A 19023-nucleotide genomic window follows, 5' to 3' on the forward strand; every position below is an offset into this window, starting at 1 on the left:
GGGTTCGCGGGGCAACCATGAAGTGACCGAGACCTTGGCGTTCGAATCCTCCCGGCCGATTTCCGGCATGCTGCTTGCCGTTGCACTCTGTTCGTGCGTGAACGATGCACGCACGCCATCGCATGCGACGAACACCAGACCTGCACGCGGCGACGCGCAGGTGGTGATGGCGGTGCCCCCGTCGGTGCCGCGCCCCGTCGCCCCGCCCGAGGGGCTGAACCGCGCGATCAGCGCGGTGGCGCGCAGCTTCGACGGGCGCGTCGGCGTCGCGGTGCGCAGCATCGACAAGGGCTGGACGATCGACAGCAACGGGGACGTCCGCCTGCCGCAGCAAAGCGTGAGCAAGCTGTGGGTGGCGATGACCGTGCTCGATTTCCGCGATCGCGGCCGCCTGACGCTCGACGATCCGATCACGCTGACCCGCGCCGACCTGACCCTGTTCCACCAGCCGGTCGCGTCGCTGCTCAAGGACGGCCAGTATCAGACCACGGTCGGCGAATTGCTGCGCCGCGCGCTGACGATGAGCGACAACACCTGCAACGACCGGCTGCTGCGCTACGTCGGCGGCCCCAGCGCGGTGCGGGACTTCATCGCGCGCAAGGGGCTCGGCAACATCCGCTTCGGTCCGGGTGAGAAATTGCTGCAAAGCGCCACCGCCGGGCTCACGTGGAAGCCCGAATATGCGTTCGGTAACGCCTTCTCGCTGGCGCGCGCGCGGCTGCCGCAATCGGCACGGATTGCTGCGTTCGAACGCTATGTCGCCGATCCGCCCGACGGCGCCGCGCCGAGCGCGATCGCGGGCGCACTCGCGCGGCTGAAGAAGGGCGAGTTGCTCTCGGCCGATTCGACCGCGCTGCTGATCGGCACGATGGAATCGTCCAAGACCGGCAAGCAGCGGATGCGCGGCGCGGTGCCGCCAGGCTGGAGCTTCGGGCACAAGACCGGCACGGGGCAGGATCTCGCCGGGCGCACCGCCGGGTATAACGATGTCGGGCTGCTGATGGCGCCGGATGGGCGCGCCTATGCGATCGCGGTGATGATCGGCGACACGCCGCGCACCATCCCGCAGCGGCAGCAGTTGATGCAATCGGTGGTCGCGGCGGTGGTGGCGAACCCCTAGTTACCGTCGCCCCGGCGCAGGCCGGGGCCGCTGTTCCTCCCGTTCGTGCCGAGTAGGGATCGAGTAGCCCATAGGGCGTATCGAGAGCCCGTATCGAAGCACAGGCGGCGTTCGAGGCCTGTCCTTCGATACGCTACCTCGATACGCCGCAAGCGGCTACTCGGCAGCTACTCAGGACGAACGGGGTGGGTGGGCTCGATCCAGCTCCCATGTGCCTGCGCGCGCGCCAGCAGCATCGGTTCGGGGTGATCGGGCCAGCTTTGCACCCACAAGTGCTGCTCGGCCGCCACGCGATCGGGCTCCATGCGCACCCACGCGAGCGGACGTTCTGATGTGGCACGTTCGGCGGCTTCGGCCATCGCCGCCGCGATCCGCGCCTGTCGCTCGCCGCCGAGATACTGCCACACCACCGAATGCATCAGCACGCGCGCGTGACCCTCGGCTTGCGGCTCGGCAAGGCGCGCCTCGACCCAGTCGGCGGCATCACCCTGTTCGAGCGCGACCGGCCGCGCGCGGATCATCGCGATCGCCTGCGTCAGCCGTTCCATACGGTCGGGATTGTCCGCCCAGACATAGGCGCGCAGCCGGTCCGCCGCTGCGGGATCGCGCACGTCGACCGGTGCGATCTCCACCCCGCGTACCGAGCGGATCGTCAGCGGTGCGCTTTCCGGCAGGGCTCCGCGCCATTCGGGGCGGATCAGCACCGGCGAGTCTTCGGGGCCGACCCGTATCCCGCCGAGATCGAAGCGGAAGCGGTCGATCAACAGGTTGAGCCCCGCACTCGACCCGATCTCCAGCAACTCCAGCGGCAAACCATGACGCCGCGCTACGGCGAGCAGCCCCGTCATCAGCACCCCCGATCGCCCCGCCTCGTTGGTCTGCGGCGGCCCGTCGAGCCAAGGGTACAGCGCGTCGCCATGCGCGGCGAAAGCGTCGCGCAACACCGCCTGCACCGCCGCATCCGCGACGATCTCGCCCGCGAACACCCGGCTCAGCGCGGGCGCGACCCCGGCGAGATCGAGCGCGTGCAACCCGCCGACGGTGCGCAAGGGGAGCGCGTCGGCGGTCGGCTCGCCCGGCCAGTCGAGGATGCGCGCGCCGGTCCTCGTGCTGCGGTCGAGGCTCACCGCCAGCGCGGCGCAGATCCGCGCGGTGATCGGCGCGCCCATCTTGGTGCAGAAGCCGTGCTGGATCCCGAACGCCTGCCGGTTGGTCGCTTCGTCGCCCATGATTCGCCTCCTGCGCTCTGTTGCGCCTGCGCGGCGGCCCAAGTAAAGCCGCGCCATCCATGACCGATCCGATCATCATCGCCGTGCCCAAGGGCCGCATCCTCGAAGAAGCGGTGCCGCTGTTGAAGCGCGCTGGCATCGTCCCCGAAGCCGCGTTCAGCGACGAGAACAGCCGCGCGCTGCGTTTCCATACCGAGACGCCGGGCATCGACCTGATCCGCGTGCGCGCGTTCGACGTCGCGACCTTCGTCGCGCACGGGGCGGCGCAACTCGGCATCGTCGGGTCGGACGTGCTGGCCGAGTTCGACTATTCGGAACTGTACGCGCCGGTCGATCTCGGCATCGGCCACTGCCGGCTGTCGGTGGCCGAGCCTCAGCAGATGGCGGCGGGCGACGATCCGCGCGGCTGGAGCCATGTCCGCATCGCCACCAAATATCCGCATGTCACCGCGCAGCATTTCGAGGCGCGCGGCGTGCAGGCCGAGTGCGTGAAGCTCAACGGCGCGATGGAGCTGGCGCCGCTGCTGGGGCTGGCGCCGCGCATCGTCGATCTGGTGTCGTCGGGGCGGACGCTCAAGGAGAACGGGCTGGTCGAGGTCGAGGTAATCGCCGAGGTCTCCTCGCGGCTGGTCGTCAACCGCGCGGCGTTCAAGACGCGCGCCGAGATCGTGCCGCTGGTCGAGCGCTTCCGGCAGGCGGTGAGCGCGGAGGTGGTGGCGTGATCCGCCTCTCCACATCCGATCCGTCGTTCGACCGCGATTTCACCGCGCTGGTCAACGCGCGGCGCGAGAGCGACGCCGATGTCGCGCGCGACGTGCGCACGATCCTCGCCAGCGTGCGCGACGAGGGCGATGCGGCGGTGGCGGCGTTCACCGAGAAGTTCGATCGCCACGATCTCAACGCGACCGGCTGGCGGATCGAAAAGTCGGAATGGATCGCCGCTTACGAGGCGCTCGCGCCCGATCTGCGCGATGCGCTCGATCTCGCCGCCGCGCGCATCGCCGCCTATCATGAGAAGCAGAAGCCGGCCGACAGCGACACCACCGATGCGGCGGGCGTGCGGCTCGGCGCGCGCTGGAACGCGATTGCGGCGGCTGGCATCTACATCCCCGGCGGGCGCGCGGCCTATCCCTCCTCGGTGCTGATGAACGCGATTCCCGCGCGCGTCGCCGGGGTCGAGCGGCTGGTAATGGTGACGCCGACGCCGGGCGGCGAGGTCAACCCGCTGGTGCTCGCCGCCGCGCATATCGCCGGGGTGGACGAGGTATGGCGGATCGGCGGGGCGCAGGCGATCGCCGCGCTCGCTTACGGCACCAGCCGGATCGCTGCGGTCGACGTCATCACCGGGCCGGGCAACGCTTGGGTCGCCGAGGCCAAACGGCAGGTGTACGGCCTCGTCGGCATCGACATGGTGGCCGGACCGAGCGAGATCGTCGTGGTGGCGGACGGCAAGAACGATCCCGAATGGATCGCCGCCGATCTGCTCAGTCAGGCCGAGCATGATCCGACCAGCCAGTCGATCCTGTTCACCGACGACGCGGCCTTCGCGGAAGCGGTCGCCGAGGCGGTCGATCTCCAGATCGGCCAGCTCGCCACCGCCGATACTGCGCGGCAAAGCTGGGATGCGAACGGCGCGATCATCGTCACCGCCAGCCTTGAGGAAGCGCTGCCGCTGGTCGACCGGCTCGCGCCCGAGCATCTCGAACTGGCGTGCGACGATCCGCAGGCGCTGTTCGATCAGGTGCGCCATGCCGGATCGGTGTTCCTCGGCCGGCATACTCCGGAGGCGATCGGCGATTATGTCGCCGGGCCAAACCATGTGTTGCCGACCGGACGACGCGCGCGTTTCGCCAGCGGGCTGTCGGTGCTCGACTTCATGAAGCGCACCAGCTTCCTGCAACTCGATCCCGCCAGCCTCGCCGCTATCGGCCCGGCGGCGGTGGCGCTGGCCGAGACCGAAGGCCTGCCCGCGCACGCGAAGTCGGTGGCTTTGCGGCTCTGACCCGTGCTCCCGCGCGGGCGGGAGCCCAGCCCTTGCCAGATCGCGCGCGGCAGCGCGGTCGGCGCTGCGCGCCGAATCTGGACTCCCGCTTTCGCGGGAGAACGGTTCCCGTCTGGCGATTCCTTTGATACAGGCGCGCGCATGTCTTCCCGTACCGCTGCCCGATCCAAGGCCCGCGCCGCCGCGCGTCTTGCCGCTACCCAAGCGCTGTATCAGCATGAGATGGAGGGCACGCCCGTGCCCCGCCTGCTCCACGAATTCCACGCGCACCGGCTCGGCGCGACGATCGAGGATGCCGAATATGCCGAGGCCGACGTCGCCTTCTTCGACGATGTGGTGACCGGCGCGACCGCGCGCGGTGATGAGATTGACGCCGCGATCCGTGCGAAACTGGCGAGCGGCTGGACGCTCGAACGGCTCGACAAGTCGATGCGTGCGATCCTGCGCGCGGGCACCTACGAACTGCTGGCGCGAGTCGACGTGCCGGTCGCCACCGTCATCAGCGAATATGTCGATGTCGCGCATGCCTTCTTCGAGAAGCGCGAGGCGGGCTTCGTCAACGGCCTGCTCGACGGCATCGCCAGGGACGTGCGCCGCACCGCCTGACGCGCGGGTTCACGTCGCGGCGACAAAGCGCTATATGGCCTGAGAAACCTCCAAGGAATCCGTACCCATGTCCCTTCGTCCGTGGCGCGATATCGCCCGTCGTCAGAGCCGCCAGATCATGGTCGGCAACGTCCCCGTCGGCGGCGACGCGCCGGTAACGGTGCAGACGATGACCAACACGCCGACCAGCGACGTGCGCGCGACGATCGACCAGATCCGCCGCTGCGAGGATGCCGGTGTCGATATCATCCGCGTCTCCTGCCCAGACGTGGAGAGCACCACCGCGCTGAAGCAGATCGTCCGCGCTGCCCACGTGCCGATCGTCGCCGACATCCACTTCCACTACAAGCGCGCGCTCGAAGCCGCCGATGCGGGGGCTGCGTGCCTGCGCATCAACCCCGGCAACATCGGTTCGTCGGACCGGGTGAAGGAAGTCGTCAACGCCGCCAAGGCGAACGGCTGCGCGATCCGCATCGGCGTGAACGCCGGTAGCCTCGAGAAGGATCTGCTCGAAAAATATGGCGAGCCGTGCCCGGACGCGCTGGTTGAATCGGCGCTCGATCATATCAAGCTGCTCCAGGATCACGATTTCCACGAATATAAGGTCGCGGTAAAGGCATCCGACCTGTTCTTGGCGGTCGCCGCCTACCAGCAGCTTGCCGAGGCGGTGGATTGCCCGCTGCACCTGGGCATCACCGAGGCGGGCGGGTTCGTCGGCGGTACGGTCAAGTCGTCGATCGGCATCGGTTCGCTGCTGTGGTACGGCATCGGCGACACGCTGCGCGTCTCGCTCTCGGCCGAGCCCGAGGAGGAAGTGCGCGTCGGCTTCGAGATTCTCAAGGCGCTCGGCATCCGCAACCGCGGCGTGCGCGTGGTCTCGTGCCCGTCGTGTGCGCGGCAGGGCTTCGATGTGATCCGCACCGTGGAGGCGCTCGAATCACGGCTCCAGCATATCCGCACGCCGCTGTCGCTGTCGGTGCTGGGCTGTGTGGTGAACGGCCCCGGCGAGGCGCGCGAGACCGATATCGGGCTGACCGGCGGCGGCAATGGCAAGCACATGGTCTATCTGTCGGGCGTGACCGCGCACACCGTCGGCGACGAGGGGATGCTCGACCATATCGTGCAACTGGTCGAAGCCAAGGCGGCTGAGATCGAGGCGGCGAACGCGCCGGAGGCGGTCGCGGCGGAGTGATGTGTTGGGGCGATGATAAATCGGCGTTGCGCGTCGCTGCTACCTTTCCGACCGGACCCCGGCCTTCGCCGGGGAACAGGAAGCGGACTCGCCCTTAACCATCGCCGCTAACGCCGGCTCAACCACGCGCGTCTAGCATGGTTGCCATGAAGCTGCCGCTCGCCATTGTCATCGTCGCAGGGATCGCGATCGGCCTGTCGCTGCCGGCGGCCAAGCCCGCCGCTCCGCCCGCCGTCGTCGCCGCGCCCGAAGCGGAGAAGCCGGTCGAGACGGTGATCGACCGCGCCGAAAGCGGGCATTTCCTCACGGTCGCCAATGTTAACGACGAGCCGATCCGCTTCGTCGTCGATACTGGCGCGGATACGGTCGCGCTGACGCAGGCCGACGCCCGCCGCGCGCATATCGACTTCGACCCGAACCGGTTCGAAGTGGTCGGGCGCGGCGCCTCGGGCGAGGTGCGCGGGCAGGCGGTGCGGATCGCCGGGATAGACCTCGACGGCAAACGCGCCGCCGACGTGCGCGGCGTGGTGCTCGCCGATGCCGACATCTCGCTGCTCGGGCAGAGCTATCTGCGTCGGCTCAACCAGGTGAGCATCAGCGGCGACACGATGCGGCTGGATTGAGTTCGGCCTCACATCCCCGACCGTCGCATCTCCCTCCCTTCGCACTAAGCCTAGTCGAAGTGCGTGCGAGAACACTGCGCCCGTGGCACGTGCTTCGACTTCGCTCAGCCCGAACGGGTGAGTAGCGGCGGCAGTCTTTCGGAATGCGCCATCGCGACCATAAGTGTGGCTGATGATCTCCCCCGTCAATTCCCGCTGACGCATCCGCTCGCGCCCGCTACATGCGCGCGATGAAGCCCGCGTCGCCCGTCCTCGTCTTTGCCGTCGCGACGCTCGGAATCGCCGTGTTTTCGACGATGGACGCGGTGATGAAGGGTCTGTCGCTGGCGATCGGCGCGTATAACGCAATCCTGTGGCGCAGCGTCGCGGGCACGATCCTCACCGGCGCGATCTTCCTCGCCGCGCGGACGCGCTGGCCGACGGCGGCGGTGCTGCGCATCCACCTGCTGCGCGGCTGCATCTCGGCGGCGATGACGATCCAGTTTTTCTGGGGGCTCGCGCGCGTGCCGATGGCGCAGGCGGTCGCGCTCACCTTCGTCGCGCCGCTCGTCGCGCTGTTGCTGGCGGCGGTCCTGCTCAAGGAACGGATCGGGCGGGGGGCGGTGATCGGCTCAGGGGTGGCGGTGGTCGGCGTGGCGATCATCTTCGCGGGGCAGGCACAGGGGCGGCTCGGGCCGGAGGCGGCGCTCGGCTCGCTCGCGGTGCTCGGTTCGGCACTGTGCTATGCGTGGAACATCATCCTGATGCGACAACAGGCGCAGGTCGCCCGCCCGGTCGAGATCGCCTTCTTCCAGACAGGAATCGTCGCGGTGGTGATGCTGGCCGCCGCGCCGCTGTTCGCTGCGCCCCCGGCCGCACACCACTGGCCGGCGCTGGTGGGGGCGGCGGCGCTCGCCACCACCTCGCTGATGCTGCTGTCCTGGGCCTACGCGCGTGGCCGCGCGAGTGATCTTGCGCCGAGCGAATATACCGGCTTCGTATGGGCGTCGCTGCTCGGCTGGCTGGTGTTTTCGGAAACGCTGTCGCTCTACACGCTGGCTGGCGCGGCGCTCATCATCTGCGGATGCCTCGGTGGCCTGCGCGCGCGTGCTACCGCCCCGATACTGGAGACCGAATTGTGACCGTGACGATCCGCTTTGCCCAGGCAGACGACGTACCGACCATCATGGGCTTCGTGCGCGAGCTGGCCACGTTCGAAAAGGAGCCCGAAGCGGTGGTCTCGACCGAAGCGCTGATGCACGAGGCGCTGTTCGGCGCGGCTCCGGCGGCCGAGGCGCTGATCGCCGAGATCGACGGCGTGCGTGTCGGCATGGCGGTGTTCTTCTACAGTTTCTCAACCTGGACGGGGCGGCGCGGCATCTGGCTCGACGACCTCTACGTCACGCCCGCAGCACGCGGGGCGGGGGCGGGATCGGCGCTGTTGCGGCATCTTGCCGGCGTGGCGCTGGATCGCGGCTGCGCGCGGTTCGAATGGTGGGTGCTCGACTGGAACACGCCGGCGGTCGAACTGTACCGCCGCATCGGGGCCGAGGCGATGGACGCATGGACCGTGCAGCGCGTCTCGGGCGAGACACTCGCCACACTGGCTGGGCGCTGATGGCGGTTGATGCGGGGCTGGCGGACTGGGCGGCGGAGACGTGCGCGTCGCTGGGCGCGATCAGCCGCAAGCGCCTGTTCGGTGGTGCGACGCTCTATTGCGACGGGTTCGCCTTCGCGATCCTCGCCTACGACGCCTTGTGGTTCAAGGCCGATGCCGAGAGCGAGACGGTTTGGGATACGCTGGGTGCCGAGCGCTTCACCGTCGAGCGGGATGGCGGCACGGTGCAGTCGATCAATTATCGTCGCGCGCCCGATGATGTGTACGACGATATGGATGCGATGCGGGAATGGGCCGGGCTGGCGATCGCCGCCGCGCGGCGTGCGCCGGTAAAGGCAAAGCGGCGCACCTGAAAGCGTCGCCCCGGCGCAGGCCGGGGCCGTCAGGTTTTGGGCGAGCGGCTGTTCACGTTACACAGCGGCCCCGGCCTGCGCCGGGGCGACGGGCGTGGCGAGCACTGTGCGCCCGCCACGTGCTCATCAAACCGCGTGCGGTTCTTTCTTCGACTGCGCGTAGCGCTCGATCGACTCCATCACGATGCGGCGTGCATCCTCTGCGCCGAGCCACTTGCCGACGCGGACCCACTTCTTCTTCTCCAAGTCCTTGTAATGGGTGAAGAAGTGCTCGATCTGCTGCATCACGATCTCGGGCAGGTCGCTGCCCTCGCCGATGTTGCTGTAATAGGGGAAGGTCGCGTCGACCGGCACGGTCAGCAGCTTCTCGTCGCCGCCGGCTTCGTCCTCGAGGTTGAGCACCGCGATCGGGCGCACGCGCACCACGCAGCCTGGGATGAACGGCGAACGCGCGACGACCAGCGCGTCGAGTGGATCGCCGTCGGGCGACAGCGTGTGCGGGATGAAGCCGTAGTTCGCCGGGTAGCGCATCGGCGTGTGCAGGATGCGATCGACGAACAGCGCGCCGCTGTCCTTGTCGAACTCATACTTGACCGGCTCGCCGCCGACCGGAACTTCGATGATGACGTTAAGGTCTTCCGGCGGGTTCTTGCCCGTGGGAATCATGTCGATCCGCATTGTTCTTCTATCCTGTCCCTGATGGTCGGTGGCAGCCCTTAGCGGGGTTGCAGCAAGCGATCCAGACCACCCTCTCCGGTGCCGGTCTTTTGCAGGTGCGGATAGCGCAAGCCGCCATGATAGTCGATCGTTACGGGATCGATGCTTGCGCCATGCTTCACCAGCAGCGTGATCGGGGTGGTGGCGGTCTTGGCGGCGGTGATCGCAGCCTTCAGCGCGGCGTCGCTATAGGATGCGCCGTTGACCGCGACGATCGTGTCGCCGGGCGTCAGCGCCGCCTTGAAAGCGGGCGTGTCCCAGCCCACCGCGGTGATCTCGGCATCCTTGCCGACCGTCACGCCCAGCGAATAGCTGAGGTCCGTCACCTTGCGGGTCTTTTCGGAATCCTTGGCGGACGGCGATTGCGCGTCGGTATAGACGAGCGTGTAGCCGTTGGCGGCGAAGCCGGTGATCGGGGCGGGCGCGCCGGTTTCGGTGAGCCGCTTCGAGAGCAGACCGGCCCAGTCATAGGGCAAGATCTGGTTGAGCGTCTTCACGACATCGTCGAACGTGTAGGTGACTTCGCCGAAATCGCCGTCCGTGAGCCCGAAGAACGCGCGGGCGAAATCGTCGATCGACTTCTTGCCGTGTGATTCGCGGCGCAGGATCGAATCGACCTCCATCCACACCAGCAGCCCCTCGTTGTAATAATCTTCCGAACGCTGGTAGCTCACCCAGCCGCGCGGGCGGCGCTGCGACATGGTGGGATCGTTGGTGGTGTCGATCAGCGGCTTCCAGTTGCGGCCCGGGCGGGTGTCGAGCTGCGCGACGATGCCGGCGTACATGTCGAGCGTGTCCTGCTTGGACACGATGCCCGAACGCGCCTGGAGGACGTAGCCCCAGAATTGCGTTTGGCCTTCATAGACCCACAGGGATTTGTCGACCATCGGCGTGCGGAAATCGGGGGTCCACAGCTCCGCGCCGCGGCGGAACTTGCCGTCCCAGCTATGCGTGTATTCGTGCGGCAGCAGGTTGCGCGGGCCGGGGCCGTCCTTCCAGTTGAGGAAATAGCCGAGCTTCACGCCGTCTTCCGACGAACGGTGATGTTCGAGGCCGATCCCGCCGATCTGATCGGAGATCGCGAGCAGGAATTCGTACGTGTCGTAATGCTGCGCGCCGAACAGCTTGACTGCCTGCGCGACCAGCCGCTTGTGCGCGTCGATCTGTTCGGGCGTGGCGGCAAGCTCGGCGGCGTTGTCGGCGAAGACGTCGAGGTTGACGCGCGGCGACAGCGCCCACTTCTTGTAATAGCGCCCGGCGAGCACCGGCGAATCGACCAGGGTCTCGTAATCGGTCGGCTGGTAGCGATAGACCGATCCGGTCGCAGTCGACGGCAGGCCGGAAGCCGCGCTCCACCCGTTCGGATAGGTCACGGTCGCCTGCACGGGGATCCGGCGCGTGAAATAGCCGGCCGGGTACAGGCTCATCGAGTTCCACTGGAGCCGCAGCAGGTTCTGCGACATCACGATCGAGCCCTGATCGGCCTTGGTCGCCGAGAGGAACTGCAAGCGGATATCGAGTGCGCTCGCACCCTGCGGCACGTCGATATGGAAGGCGGTGACGTCGACCGGATCGCGCGTCCACGGAATCTCCCGATTTCCATTTGGGCCGCCCGCCATGATGTGCAGCCCGGCGAGCTTGTCGATCTGCCCCGTGGGGGAATGGTTGCCGGGCAGCCATTTCGGGAACAGCAGCACCATATGGCCGGCCTGCACGCCGGTGATCGTCTCCTGCGTGGTGAAGATGCCGCGCCGCGTGTCGGTCGCGTCGATGTTCAGCGTCACCGTGCCCGGAAACGCGACGTCGCGCGGGGCCGGGATCGTGTCCTGGAAGGGCACCGGCTGCGGCTTCGAATTTTCGGCATGGACGGGGGAAACGGCGGCGAGGGCGCCGAGCGCGATGGCAATTTTGGGGTGCATGAAATCCAGCGGAAACAGGGATGATGTCCGCAACCTAGACCGCGCCCGCCGCCCGCGTCCAGTCAGTTCCCGCCGCTGCCCAACGTGTTGATCGTGAAGGCGAGCACGCCGAGGTTGAACACGAACGCCGCCAGACACTGGCCAAGCGAAACGCGGCGGATCTGCCGCGAGGTGATCTCGACGTCGGAGGTCTGGAAGGTCATGCCGAGCGTGAAGCTGAAATAGATGAAGTCCCAGTAATCGGGCTCGTCGCATTTGGGAATGTCGAGCCCGCCGGCATCCTTCCCGTCGTCGGTTTCGCCGTAATAGAGATGCGCATAATGCAGCGCATAGACGGTGTTGGAGAACAGCCACGCCAGCACCAGGGTCGCGATCACCAGCGCGATGATCTTGGGGTCGCTTTTGCCCTGCATCTCCTTGGCGACCGCGACCAGGATGGTGAGCATCGTCACACCCGTCAGGACGAGCAGCCCGGCGCGATTGGCGTCGTTGGTGCGCGCGGTGCGACGCATCTCGTCCGCCTTGTCATGGCGCAGCAACGCCGTTTCGAGCAGGAGGAAGACGAAACTCGCCGCGTCGAAGGCCGCCATTGCCCCCCGGCTCCACCCCAGCAGCGGGATCGCGGCGGCGAGCCCGGCGACGAAGACGATCGCGAAGACGATGAAGCGCGGCGGCGCGACTTTGTGACCGAGGTTGAGGTGTTGCATGGGCTGAGCGCTTGCGCCTCGCGCAGCCGCTTTTCAAGCGTGGCCTTAGCCCCTAGAGAACGCGGCTTTATGGCACGCATCGAAACCCCAAAACGCATCCGCGGCACGCAGGATATCTTCGGCGAGGAGCAGCGCCGCTTCGCAGCAGTGGTCGACACGTTCGATCGCGTGCGGCGGCTGTATTGCTTCCAGCGGCTCGAAATCCCCGTGTTCGAATCGACCGCCGTGTTCGCGCGCTCGCTCGGCGAGACGACCGACGTGGTCTCCAAGGAGATGTACACGTTCGAGGATCGCGGCGGCGATTCTCTGACGCTCAGGCCCGAGTTCACCGCCGGCATCGCCCGCGCCTATCTGACCGAAGGCTGGCAGCAGTACGCGCCGCTGAAGCTCGCCACGCATGGCCCGGTGTTCCGCTACGAACGCCCGCAGAAGGGCCGCTTCCGCCAGTTCCACCAGATCGACGCCGAGGTGATCGGCGCGGCCGAGCCCGCCGCCGATGTCGAGTTGCTGGTACTGGCCGATCAGTTGCTCCACGAGCTCGGCATTGCGGAAGGCGTGACGTTGCAGCTCAACACTCTGGGCGACGCCGAGACGCGCGATGCTTGGCGGGCTGCTCTGGTGGCGCACTTCGAGGCGCATCGCGGCGAGTTGTCGGAGGACAGCCTCGCGCGGCTGGAGAAGAACCCGCTTCGCATCCTCGATTCGAAAGACCCGCGCGACCGGCCGATCGCCGATGCCGCGCCGGGGATCGACTCTTACCTGACCGCCGAGGCGGGTGCGTTCTTCGAGAGCGTGACGAAGGGGCTCGACGCGGCGGGCGTGGCGTGGACCCGCAACGGCCGACTGGTGCGCGGGCTCGATTATTATCGCCACACCGCGTTCGAGTTCGTCACCGATCGGCTCGGCGCGCAGGGCACGGTGCTGGCGGGCGGACGCTACGACGGGCTGATCGAGAGTCTTGGCGGCCCGGCGACGCCGGGCGTCGGCTGGGCGGCGGGGATCGAGCGGCTGGCGATGTTGCTGGCGGAGCCTGCGGTGGAGGCGCTCGATGTCGCAGTCGTGGTCGAGCAGGACGCGGCGCATGACGCGGCGGTCGCGACCATCGCCGCGTTGCGCCGCGCGGGCCATGCGGCGACGCTGGTGGCGACGGGGTCGCCGCGCAAGCGCTACGACAAGGCGCTCAAGCTCGGTCCGCGCGAGATCGTGCAGGTCGGTCTTGAAGACGGTGCGTCCAAGGTGACGGTGCGGGTTGTCGACGGCGGCGAGTCTCGCATCGCGGACGTTCTGGCGGCGGCGCTGTGACTCCCTCGATCGTCACCCCAGCGTATGCTGGGGTCTTCCCGGTGCGGAGCGCGCGCCTTCACCACGAGACCCCAGCTTTCGCTGGGGTGACGGTGCGTGGCCGCGCATGAGCGCCACCATCTCCCCCGAACGGATCGCGCAGATCGAGGCGCGGCGTGACGAGTTGCAGGCGCTGATGGCGACCGGCGATCTGCCGTCGGACCGGTTCGTCGCGGTGTCGAAGGAATATGCCGAGCTTGAACCCGTCGCGCGCGCGGCCGGCGAGGTGCGGCGGCTGCGCGCCGAATCCGACTCGCTTCAGCACATGACGCAGGAGGCGGACGAGGAACTCCGCCAGATGGCGTCGGAGGAACTGTTCGACAATCAGACCAATCTTGCAGCGGCCGAGCGGGCGTTGCAACTCGCGCTGCTGCCGCGCGACGCCGCCGACGAGCGTGCGGCGATGCTCGAGATCCGCGCGGGCACCGGCGGCGACGAGGCGGCGCTGTTCGCGGGCGACCTGTTCCGCATGTACCAGCGTTATGCCGAGGGGCAGGGCTGGCGGGTCGAGTTGATCTCCGCGTCCAGTTCCGAAAGCGGCGGCTTCAAGGAAGCGATCGCCTCGGTCGAGGGCAAGGGTGTGTTCGCCAAACTGAAGTTCGAGAGCGGCGTCCACCGCGTGCAGCGCGTCCCCGCGACCGAGGCGGGCGGGCGCATCCACACCTCGGCGGCGACGGTGGCGGTGCTGCCCGAGGCGGAGGACGTCGACATCAAGATCGACGACAAGGATCTGCGCATCGACATCTACCGATCGTCGGGGCCGGGCGGTCAGTCGGTCAACACGACCGATTCGGCGGTGCGCATCGTCCATATCCCGACCGGGCTGACCGTGATCCAGCAGGACGAGAAGTCGCAGCACAAGAACAAGGCCAAGGCGTTGAAAGTGTTGCGCACGCGCCTCTACGAGCAGGAGCGCGAGCGGCTGCATTCGGAGCGGGCGGGCGCGCGCAAGTCGATGGTCGGCTCGGGCGATCGGTCGGAGCGGATCCGCACCTACAATTTCCCGCAAGGCCGCGTGACCGATCACCGCATCAACCTGACGCTGCACCGCCTGCCCGAGATCCTGCAAGGCGAGATGGACGAGCTGATCGGCGCGCTGATCGCCGAGGACGAGGCGGAGCGGTTGGCGAGTCTTGACTCATAGGGCGGTTTGCTGCGTGCCGCAGCAAGACTCGCCCAAGAGCGGCCGGCGGCGCTCGCGCCGTCCGGCGACACGGCTTTGCCGTGGCGGGCTTTTGTGATGATGGTGCGCGAGACGATCGCGCAGGCCGCGCGCGACCTCGCCGATGTATCGCCGACACCGCGCCTCGATGCCGAACTCCTCATGGCGCACGCGCTCGGCGTCACGCGCGAGGCGCTGTTGCTCGGCCACGACGTTCCCGCGCCGGATGCGTTCGCACCGCTGCTCGCGCGCCGCCTTTCGCACGAACCGATCGCGTACATCACCGGCACCCGCGCATTCTGGACGATCGAGCTGGCAGTCGGCCCGGGCGTGCTGGTCCCGCGCGCGGACAGCGAGACGCTGATCGAAGCGGCGGTCGAGCATTTCGCCGCCAGCGCGCCGGCGACGATCCTTGATCTCGGCACCGGGCCGGGCACGCTGTTGCTCGCCGCGCTCGACCAATGGCCGCGTGCCACCGGCGTCGGTGTGGACGCCTCGCCGCACGCGCTCGACTATGCGCGCCGCAACGCGCTCACTTTGGGCATGGCGGATCGCGCCGCCTTGCGCCTCGGCGACTGGGCGGAAGGTGTCGACGGTCAGTTCGACCTGATCCTCGCCAACCCGCCCTATATCGGCACGCACGAACCGCTGCCGCGCGAGGTGCGCGAGCATGAGCCCGGCGCGGCGCTGTTCGCGGGCAGCGACGGGCTCGCCGATTATCGGCGCATCGTGCCGCAGCTTCGGGCGCTGCTTGCGCCCGGTGGCGCGGCGATCCTCGAAATCGGCGCGACTCAGGCCGACGCTGTTTCCGCGCTGCTCGTCGCCGCTGGTTTCGCGGTGGCGGTGCGGCGCGATCTGGCCGGGCATGCGCGCGCGCTGATCGCCACGGATGCGCCCCTTGATCCGTAGGCGTACGGAGACAATATTCCGCTTGGATATCGGCGCATCAGCCGCTAATGGACAGGCATAGGGGCACGCGATACCACCGTCATGGGTTGAGATCGGTCGGTTGCCCGCCTCCTTCGTCATGCAATCGCTGTGGTCCGGCGATCGTGGCAGGCTTTCGGCGCCCTTTCGGTTCGGCGTCAGAATGGCCGAGGGGCATGCATCTACATCTCGTGGAGCACACGCCGGTTTGGTTTCGAAGGACAGGACAAACAGTTGATCAACAATCGTCAAGCCGGCCGTCGTCGCGGTCGTGGCGGGCAGCAGCAGCGCTCGCAGGGTGGCAATCCGGGCCGCGGCCAGGACAACGGCAACCGCATCGACAATCGCGCGCGCGGCAACGCGGCGCAGCTTCTTGAGAAATACAAGGCGCTGGCGCGCGATGCGCAGATGCAGGGCGACCGCGTCAACATCGAATATTACCTTCAGTTCGCGGATCATTATTTCCGCGTGCTGGCCGAGACGCGCTCGCGGTTCGAGGAGAACAACCAGGCGCAGCAGGGCCGTCGCCCGGGCGGCGCCAACACGTTCGACCAGGACGAGCAGGATTACGAGGACGAGGGGGAGCCGATCGGGGGCGAGCAGTCGCAGCCACAGCGCCAGCAGAACGGCAACGGCAATGGCGGCAACGGCTATGCTCAGAACGGGCAGAACGGCAATCAGAACGGCCAGGGCGGTTCGCAGCGCGACCGTGGCCAGTATGAAGACGGCCAGCGCGCCCGCGCAAACGACGACGCTCAGCGTGATCGTGCCAATGACGATACCCCGCGCGACCGCGCGAACAACGACGGACGCCCGCGTCGCGGCAACGAAGGCGACCGCCAGCCGCGTCAGGAGCGTGGCGGTGAGGACCGGCGTCCGCAGCGCGACGGCAATCGTCAGGACGGGCGCCAGGATGGGCGTCAGGACGCACGTCAGGATGGGCGCGCAGATGTGCGTCAGGATCGCCAGGACGCCGCGCAGGAGGACGTCCGCGCCGAGCAGCAGCCGGTCGCAGAGGTGCAGGCCGCACCTGCCGCGCCCGAGGCGCCCGCGATCGACGCACCCGCTGCTGAGGCACCTGCGGCCGAGCCGCGCCGTCGCGGCCGCCCGCGCCGCGTGACGCCGGTGGAGGCCGAAGCCGCACCGACCTTCGATGCCGGCCTGTTGCCGCCGTCGCTCACCGCCGGCACCCCCGCACCCGAGCCGGCCGTTGCGCCTGCCGCCGAGAGCGCGCCCGAGGCGAGCGATGGCGAACCGGTCGAAAAGCCGCGTCGCCGCCGTGGCCGTCCGCCCGCGACCGAGCCGGTTCAGGCCTGAACCTTCGTTCGAGCCGCATTGTCATCGTCCCGTAGCGGCCCTAGCCTAAGGCAAGGGCCAACCGGGGAGAGGGCGATGCGGCTTGGAGTTTCGAGCGGACTGCTGGCGTTGATCGCCGCACCCATGCCCGCGAGCGCGCAGACCACGCCCGCGACCGTGCCGCAGGCGCCGGGCGCGCAGAGCCCGAGCGGTCAGGGCGACGTCTCTGTCACGATCTACAACAACGATCTTGCCTTGGTGCAGGACACGCGCCGATTGGCGCTGCCGCGCGGGATCAGCCGGCAGGACTTTCCCGACGTCTCCGCGCAGATCCGCCCCGAGACGGTGACGCTGTCCGCACCCGACGCCGGCATCGTCGAACAGAATTTCGACTACGACCTGCTCTCGCCGCAAGCGCTGATGAACAAGGCGGTCGGCCAGACCGTCACCGTCGTACGCACCAATCCCGCCACCGGCGTCGAGACGCGTGAGAGTGCGCGCGTGCTCGCCAACAACGGCGGCACCATCGTCCAGATCGGCGACCGGATCGAGGTGCTGGGTGACAATGCGCATGTCGTCTTCCCATCGCTTCCCGCCGGTCTCCGCGCGCGACCCACGCTGTCGATCACGCTTGACGCACAGGCGGCGGGGGTGCGGCCGGTGACGCTCAGCTATCTGTCGCGCGGGCTCCGCTGGAAGGCGGACTACGTCGCCCTGTTCGACGAACGCGCCGGCAAGCTCGACGTGCAGGGCTGGGTGACGCTGTCGAACACCAGCGGCACGACCTTCGCCAATGCGCGTACCCTGCTGGTGGCGGGCACGGTCGGCGACGGCAACGATGGCAACGGATACCGCCCCAATCGCCAGCCGCGCGGCAACCAGCCTGGCACCGAGACGGCGGGCCGCGAGCAACTCGGCGACTTCTACATCTATCCGCTTGCCGATCGCACCACGATCGCCAACGCCCAGACCAAGCAGGTCAGCTTCCTCAACGTCGCCGGCGTACCCGCGAGCAAGGCGTATTTCTATCGTAACGGATGGCTGGACAAGCTCGACGAGGCCGCGAGCGTCGATACCGTGCTGAAGTTCTCCTCTTCGAAGGGCGGAGGGCTGGGCGATGCGCTCCCTGCGGGCACGGTGCGCGTCTATATGCGCGACGTGCGCGGTAGCCCGCAATTCATCGGCGAGAGCGCGATCCCGCACACGCCGATGGGCTCCGCGCTCGCGTTGAAAACCGGCGAGGCGTTCGATGTAAAGATCCTGCCCGTGGTCGAAAAGCGCGAACGCATCGGCACCGACCGCTGGCGCACGACGATGAGCTACCGCCTCACCAACGCGCGCGCCGCCCCGGTCACCGTCGAACTGGCGCAGGCCGGGCTCGACGGCTGGTGGCATGACACGCGGATCGTCGAGGAGAGCCAGAAAAGCGAGCGCCCCGATGCCGACGAGGCGGTGTGGCAGGTCGCCGTGCCCGCCAACGGATCGGCGAGCCTGACCGCGACCTTCGACACGCGCTACTGATGTCCGCGCGCTGGCTGGCGGCGGCTCTGCTGCTCGTGCTGGCGATGCCGGCGCGCGCGCAGGATGCGCCGGTGGTGGTGTCGCCCGCACCGGCCAGGGTCGCGGTGACGATCTACCGCGCGCCCGAACGCGACGCCAAGGTGGCGATCAATCGTGGCTGGCTGCGCGGTTACGCGCTCGTCACCGAACAGCGCACCGTCTCCCTGCCGGCGGGACGGGCGGTGGTCCGCTTTCGCGGCGTCGCCGCCGGCATCCTGCCCGAAAGCGCGATCATCGCCGGCTTGGGCGAAGGCGTGCGTGAGAAGAACCTCGACGCCGATCTGCTCTCGCCGGCGACGCTCTACGCGGCGAGCTTCGGACGCCCGGTGACGATCCGCCGCCACGTCGGCAAGCGCGTGATCGAGGAGGAGGCGATCCTGCGCTCCGGCCCGGATGGCGCGGCGATCGTGCAGACGGCACAAGGGTTCGAGGCGGTCGACTGCCATGGTGGCGCGGACGCGATCGGCTATCGCGGCTTGCCGCCCGCACTGCCCGACCAACCGACATTGTCGATCGAGGTCGACTCGCCGGTGGCAAGGACGGTGACGCTGAGCGTGTCGTACCTCGCCTGGGGGTTCGACTGGCAGGCCAATTACGTCGCCACCTTGCGCCCCGACGGCGTGACCGCCGATCTGCTCGCCTGGGTGACGCTGGCGAGCGGCGACGTAACCA

At 68.2% G+C, this 19023-nt stretch carries 19 protein-coding genes (1 of these 19 cut by a window edge); 15 read left to right on the top strand and 4 right to left on the bottom strand.

Translation table 11 applies throughout. From position 1 onward, the window contains the following. Positions 1–67: 67 nt before the first annotated feature. Positions 68–1120, top strand: a complete 1053-nt coding sequence (bla, locus tag AC3ANX_RS01820) for a class A beta-lactamase (RefSeq protein WP_488335346.1) — start codon at positions 68–70, stop codon at positions 1118–1120. Between the two features lie 167 nt (positions 1121–1287). On the opposite strand, the gene AC3ANX_RS01825 is transcribed toward bla, so the two are convergent. Next, positions 1288–2349, bottom strand: a complete 1062-nt coding sequence (locus AC3ANX_RS01825) for a DUF2332 domain-containing protein (RefSeq protein ID WP_488335347.1) — start codon at positions 2347–2349, stop codon at positions 1288–1290. 59 nt (positions 2350–2408) lie between these two features. Here AC3ANX_RS01825 and hisG point away from each other — a divergent pair, with 59 nt between their 5' ends. The 8 genes from hisG to AC3ANX_RS01865 all read left to right on the top strand — a co-directional run bounded on the left by hisG (position 2409) and on the right by AC3ANX_RS01865 (position 8722). Then, positions 2409–3071, top strand: a complete 663-nt coding sequence (hisG, locus tag AC3ANX_RS01830; protein WP_488335348.1) for an ATP phosphoribosyltransferase — start codon at positions 2409–2411, stop codon at positions 3069–3071. Beyond that, positions 3068–4351, top strand: a complete 1284-nt coding sequence (hisD, locus tag AC3ANX_RS01835) for a histidinol dehydrogenase (RefSeq protein WP_488335349.1) — start codon at positions 3068–3070, stop codon at positions 4349–4351. Before hisG ends, hisD begins: the two co-directional genes overlap by 4 nt. Before the next feature lie 141 nt (positions 4352–4492). Further along, entirely contained in the window at positions 4493–4957 is a 465-nt protein-coding gene (gene nusB / locus AC3ANX_RS01840; RefSeq protein WP_488335350.1) for a transcription antitermination factor NusB, read from the top strand. A gap of 67 nt (positions 4958–5024) precedes the next feature. Beyond that, entirely contained in the window at positions 5025–6149 is a 1125-nt protein-coding gene (ispG, locus tag AC3ANX_RS01845) for a flavodoxin-dependent (E)-4-hydroxy-3-methylbut-2-enyl-diphosphate synthase (RefSeq protein WP_488335351.1), read from the top strand. 146 nt (positions 6150–6295) lie between these two features. Further along, a complete protein-coding gene (locus AC3ANX_RS01850; protein WP_488335352.1) occupies positions 6296–6772 on the top strand; it encodes a retropepsin-like aspartic protease family protein in 477 nt (158 codons plus the stop codon). A gap of 230 nt (positions 6773–7002) precedes the next feature. After that, the gene (locus AC3ANX_RS01855) at positions 7003–7893 is read left to right on the top strand and encodes a DMT family transporter (protein ID WP_488336861.1); all 891 of its coding nucleotides are present in this window, start codon (positions 7003–7005) and stop codon (positions 7891–7893) included. Positions 7894–7937: 44 nt separating this feature from the next. After that, on the top strand, positions 7938–8369 hold the full coding sequence (locus AC3ANX_RS01860) for a GNAT family N-acetyltransferase (protein WP_488336862.1): 432 nt from the start codon (positions 7938–7940) through the stop codon (positions 8367–8369). Then, the gene (locus AC3ANX_RS01865) at positions 8369–8722 is read left to right on the top strand and encodes a TfoX/Sxy family protein (RefSeq protein WP_488335353.1); all 354 of its coding nucleotides are present in this window, start codon (positions 8369–8371) and stop codon (positions 8720–8722) included. Before AC3ANX_RS01860 ends, AC3ANX_RS01865 begins: the two co-directional genes overlap by 1 nt. Positions 8723–8848: 126 nt before the next feature. Here AC3ANX_RS01865 and ppa read toward each other — a convergent pair whose 3' ends face one another. From ppa to AC3ANX_RS01880, 3 genes are all read right to left on the bottom strand, one after another. Then, positions 8849–9400: an inorganic diphosphatase gene (gene ppa / locus AC3ANX_RS01870; protein ID WP_488335354.1), complete on the bottom strand. Its 552-nt coding sequence runs from the start codon at positions 9398–9400 to the stop codon at positions 8849–8851. A gap of 38 nt (positions 9401–9438) precedes the next feature. After that, positions 9439–11358, bottom strand: coding sequence for a M61 family metallopeptidase (locus tag AC3ANX_RS01875; protein WP_488335355.1), 1920 nt, complete (start codon positions 11356–11358; stop codon positions 9439–9441). Between the two features lie 62 nt (positions 11359–11420). Beyond that, the gene (locus AC3ANX_RS01880; protein ID WP_488335356.1) at positions 11421–12065 is read right to left on the bottom strand and encodes a DUF1345 domain-containing protein; all 645 of its coding nucleotides are present in this window, start codon (positions 12063–12065) and stop codon (positions 11421–11423) included. Between the two features lie 69 nt (positions 12066–12134). Between AC3ANX_RS01880 and hisS the strand changes: the two genes are divergently transcribed. The 6 genes from hisS to AC3ANX_RS01910 all read left to right on the top strand — a co-directional run. Continuing rightward, entirely contained in the window at positions 12135–13367 is a 1233-nt protein-coding gene (hisS, locus tag AC3ANX_RS01885) for a histidine--tRNA ligase (protein WP_488335357.1), read from the top strand. A 106-nt stretch (positions 13368–13473) separates the two neighbouring features. Beyond that, positions 13474–14550 (top strand): peptide chain release factor 1, encoded by a 1077-nt coding sequence (prfA, locus tag AC3ANX_RS01890; protein WP_488335358.1) that lies wholly within the window; start codon positions 13474–13476, stop codon positions 14548–14550. 96 nt (positions 14551–14646) lie between these two features. Next, positions 14647–15477, top strand: a complete 831-nt coding sequence (gene prmC, locus AC3ANX_RS01895; RefSeq protein ID WP_488335359.1) for a peptide chain release factor N(5)-glutamine methyltransferase — start codon at positions 14647–14649, stop codon at positions 15475–15477. Between the two features lie 252 nt (positions 15478–15729). Then, positions 15730–16812: a DUF4167 domain-containing protein gene (locus AC3ANX_RS01900; protein WP_488335360.1), complete on the top strand. Its 1083-nt coding sequence runs from the start codon at positions 15730–15732 to the stop codon at positions 16810–16812. A gap of 75 nt (positions 16813–16887) precedes the next feature. Next, positions 16888–18312, top strand: coding sequence for a DUF4139 domain-containing protein (locus AC3ANX_RS01905; RefSeq protein WP_488335361.1), 1425 nt, complete (start codon positions 16888–16890; stop codon positions 18310–18312). After that, positions 18312–19023: the beginning of a DUF4139 domain-containing protein gene (locus AC3ANX_RS01910; protein ID WP_488335362.1), read on the top strand. The gene runs 803 nt beyond the window's last position; the window shows 712 of its 1515 coding nt (coding positions 1–712); its start codon is at positions 18312–18314; its stop codon lies beyond the right edge, outside the window. Before AC3ANX_RS01905 ends, AC3ANX_RS01910 begins: the two co-directional genes overlap by 1 nt.

The organism is Sphingomonas sp. BRN-1R (assembly GCF_057748035.1).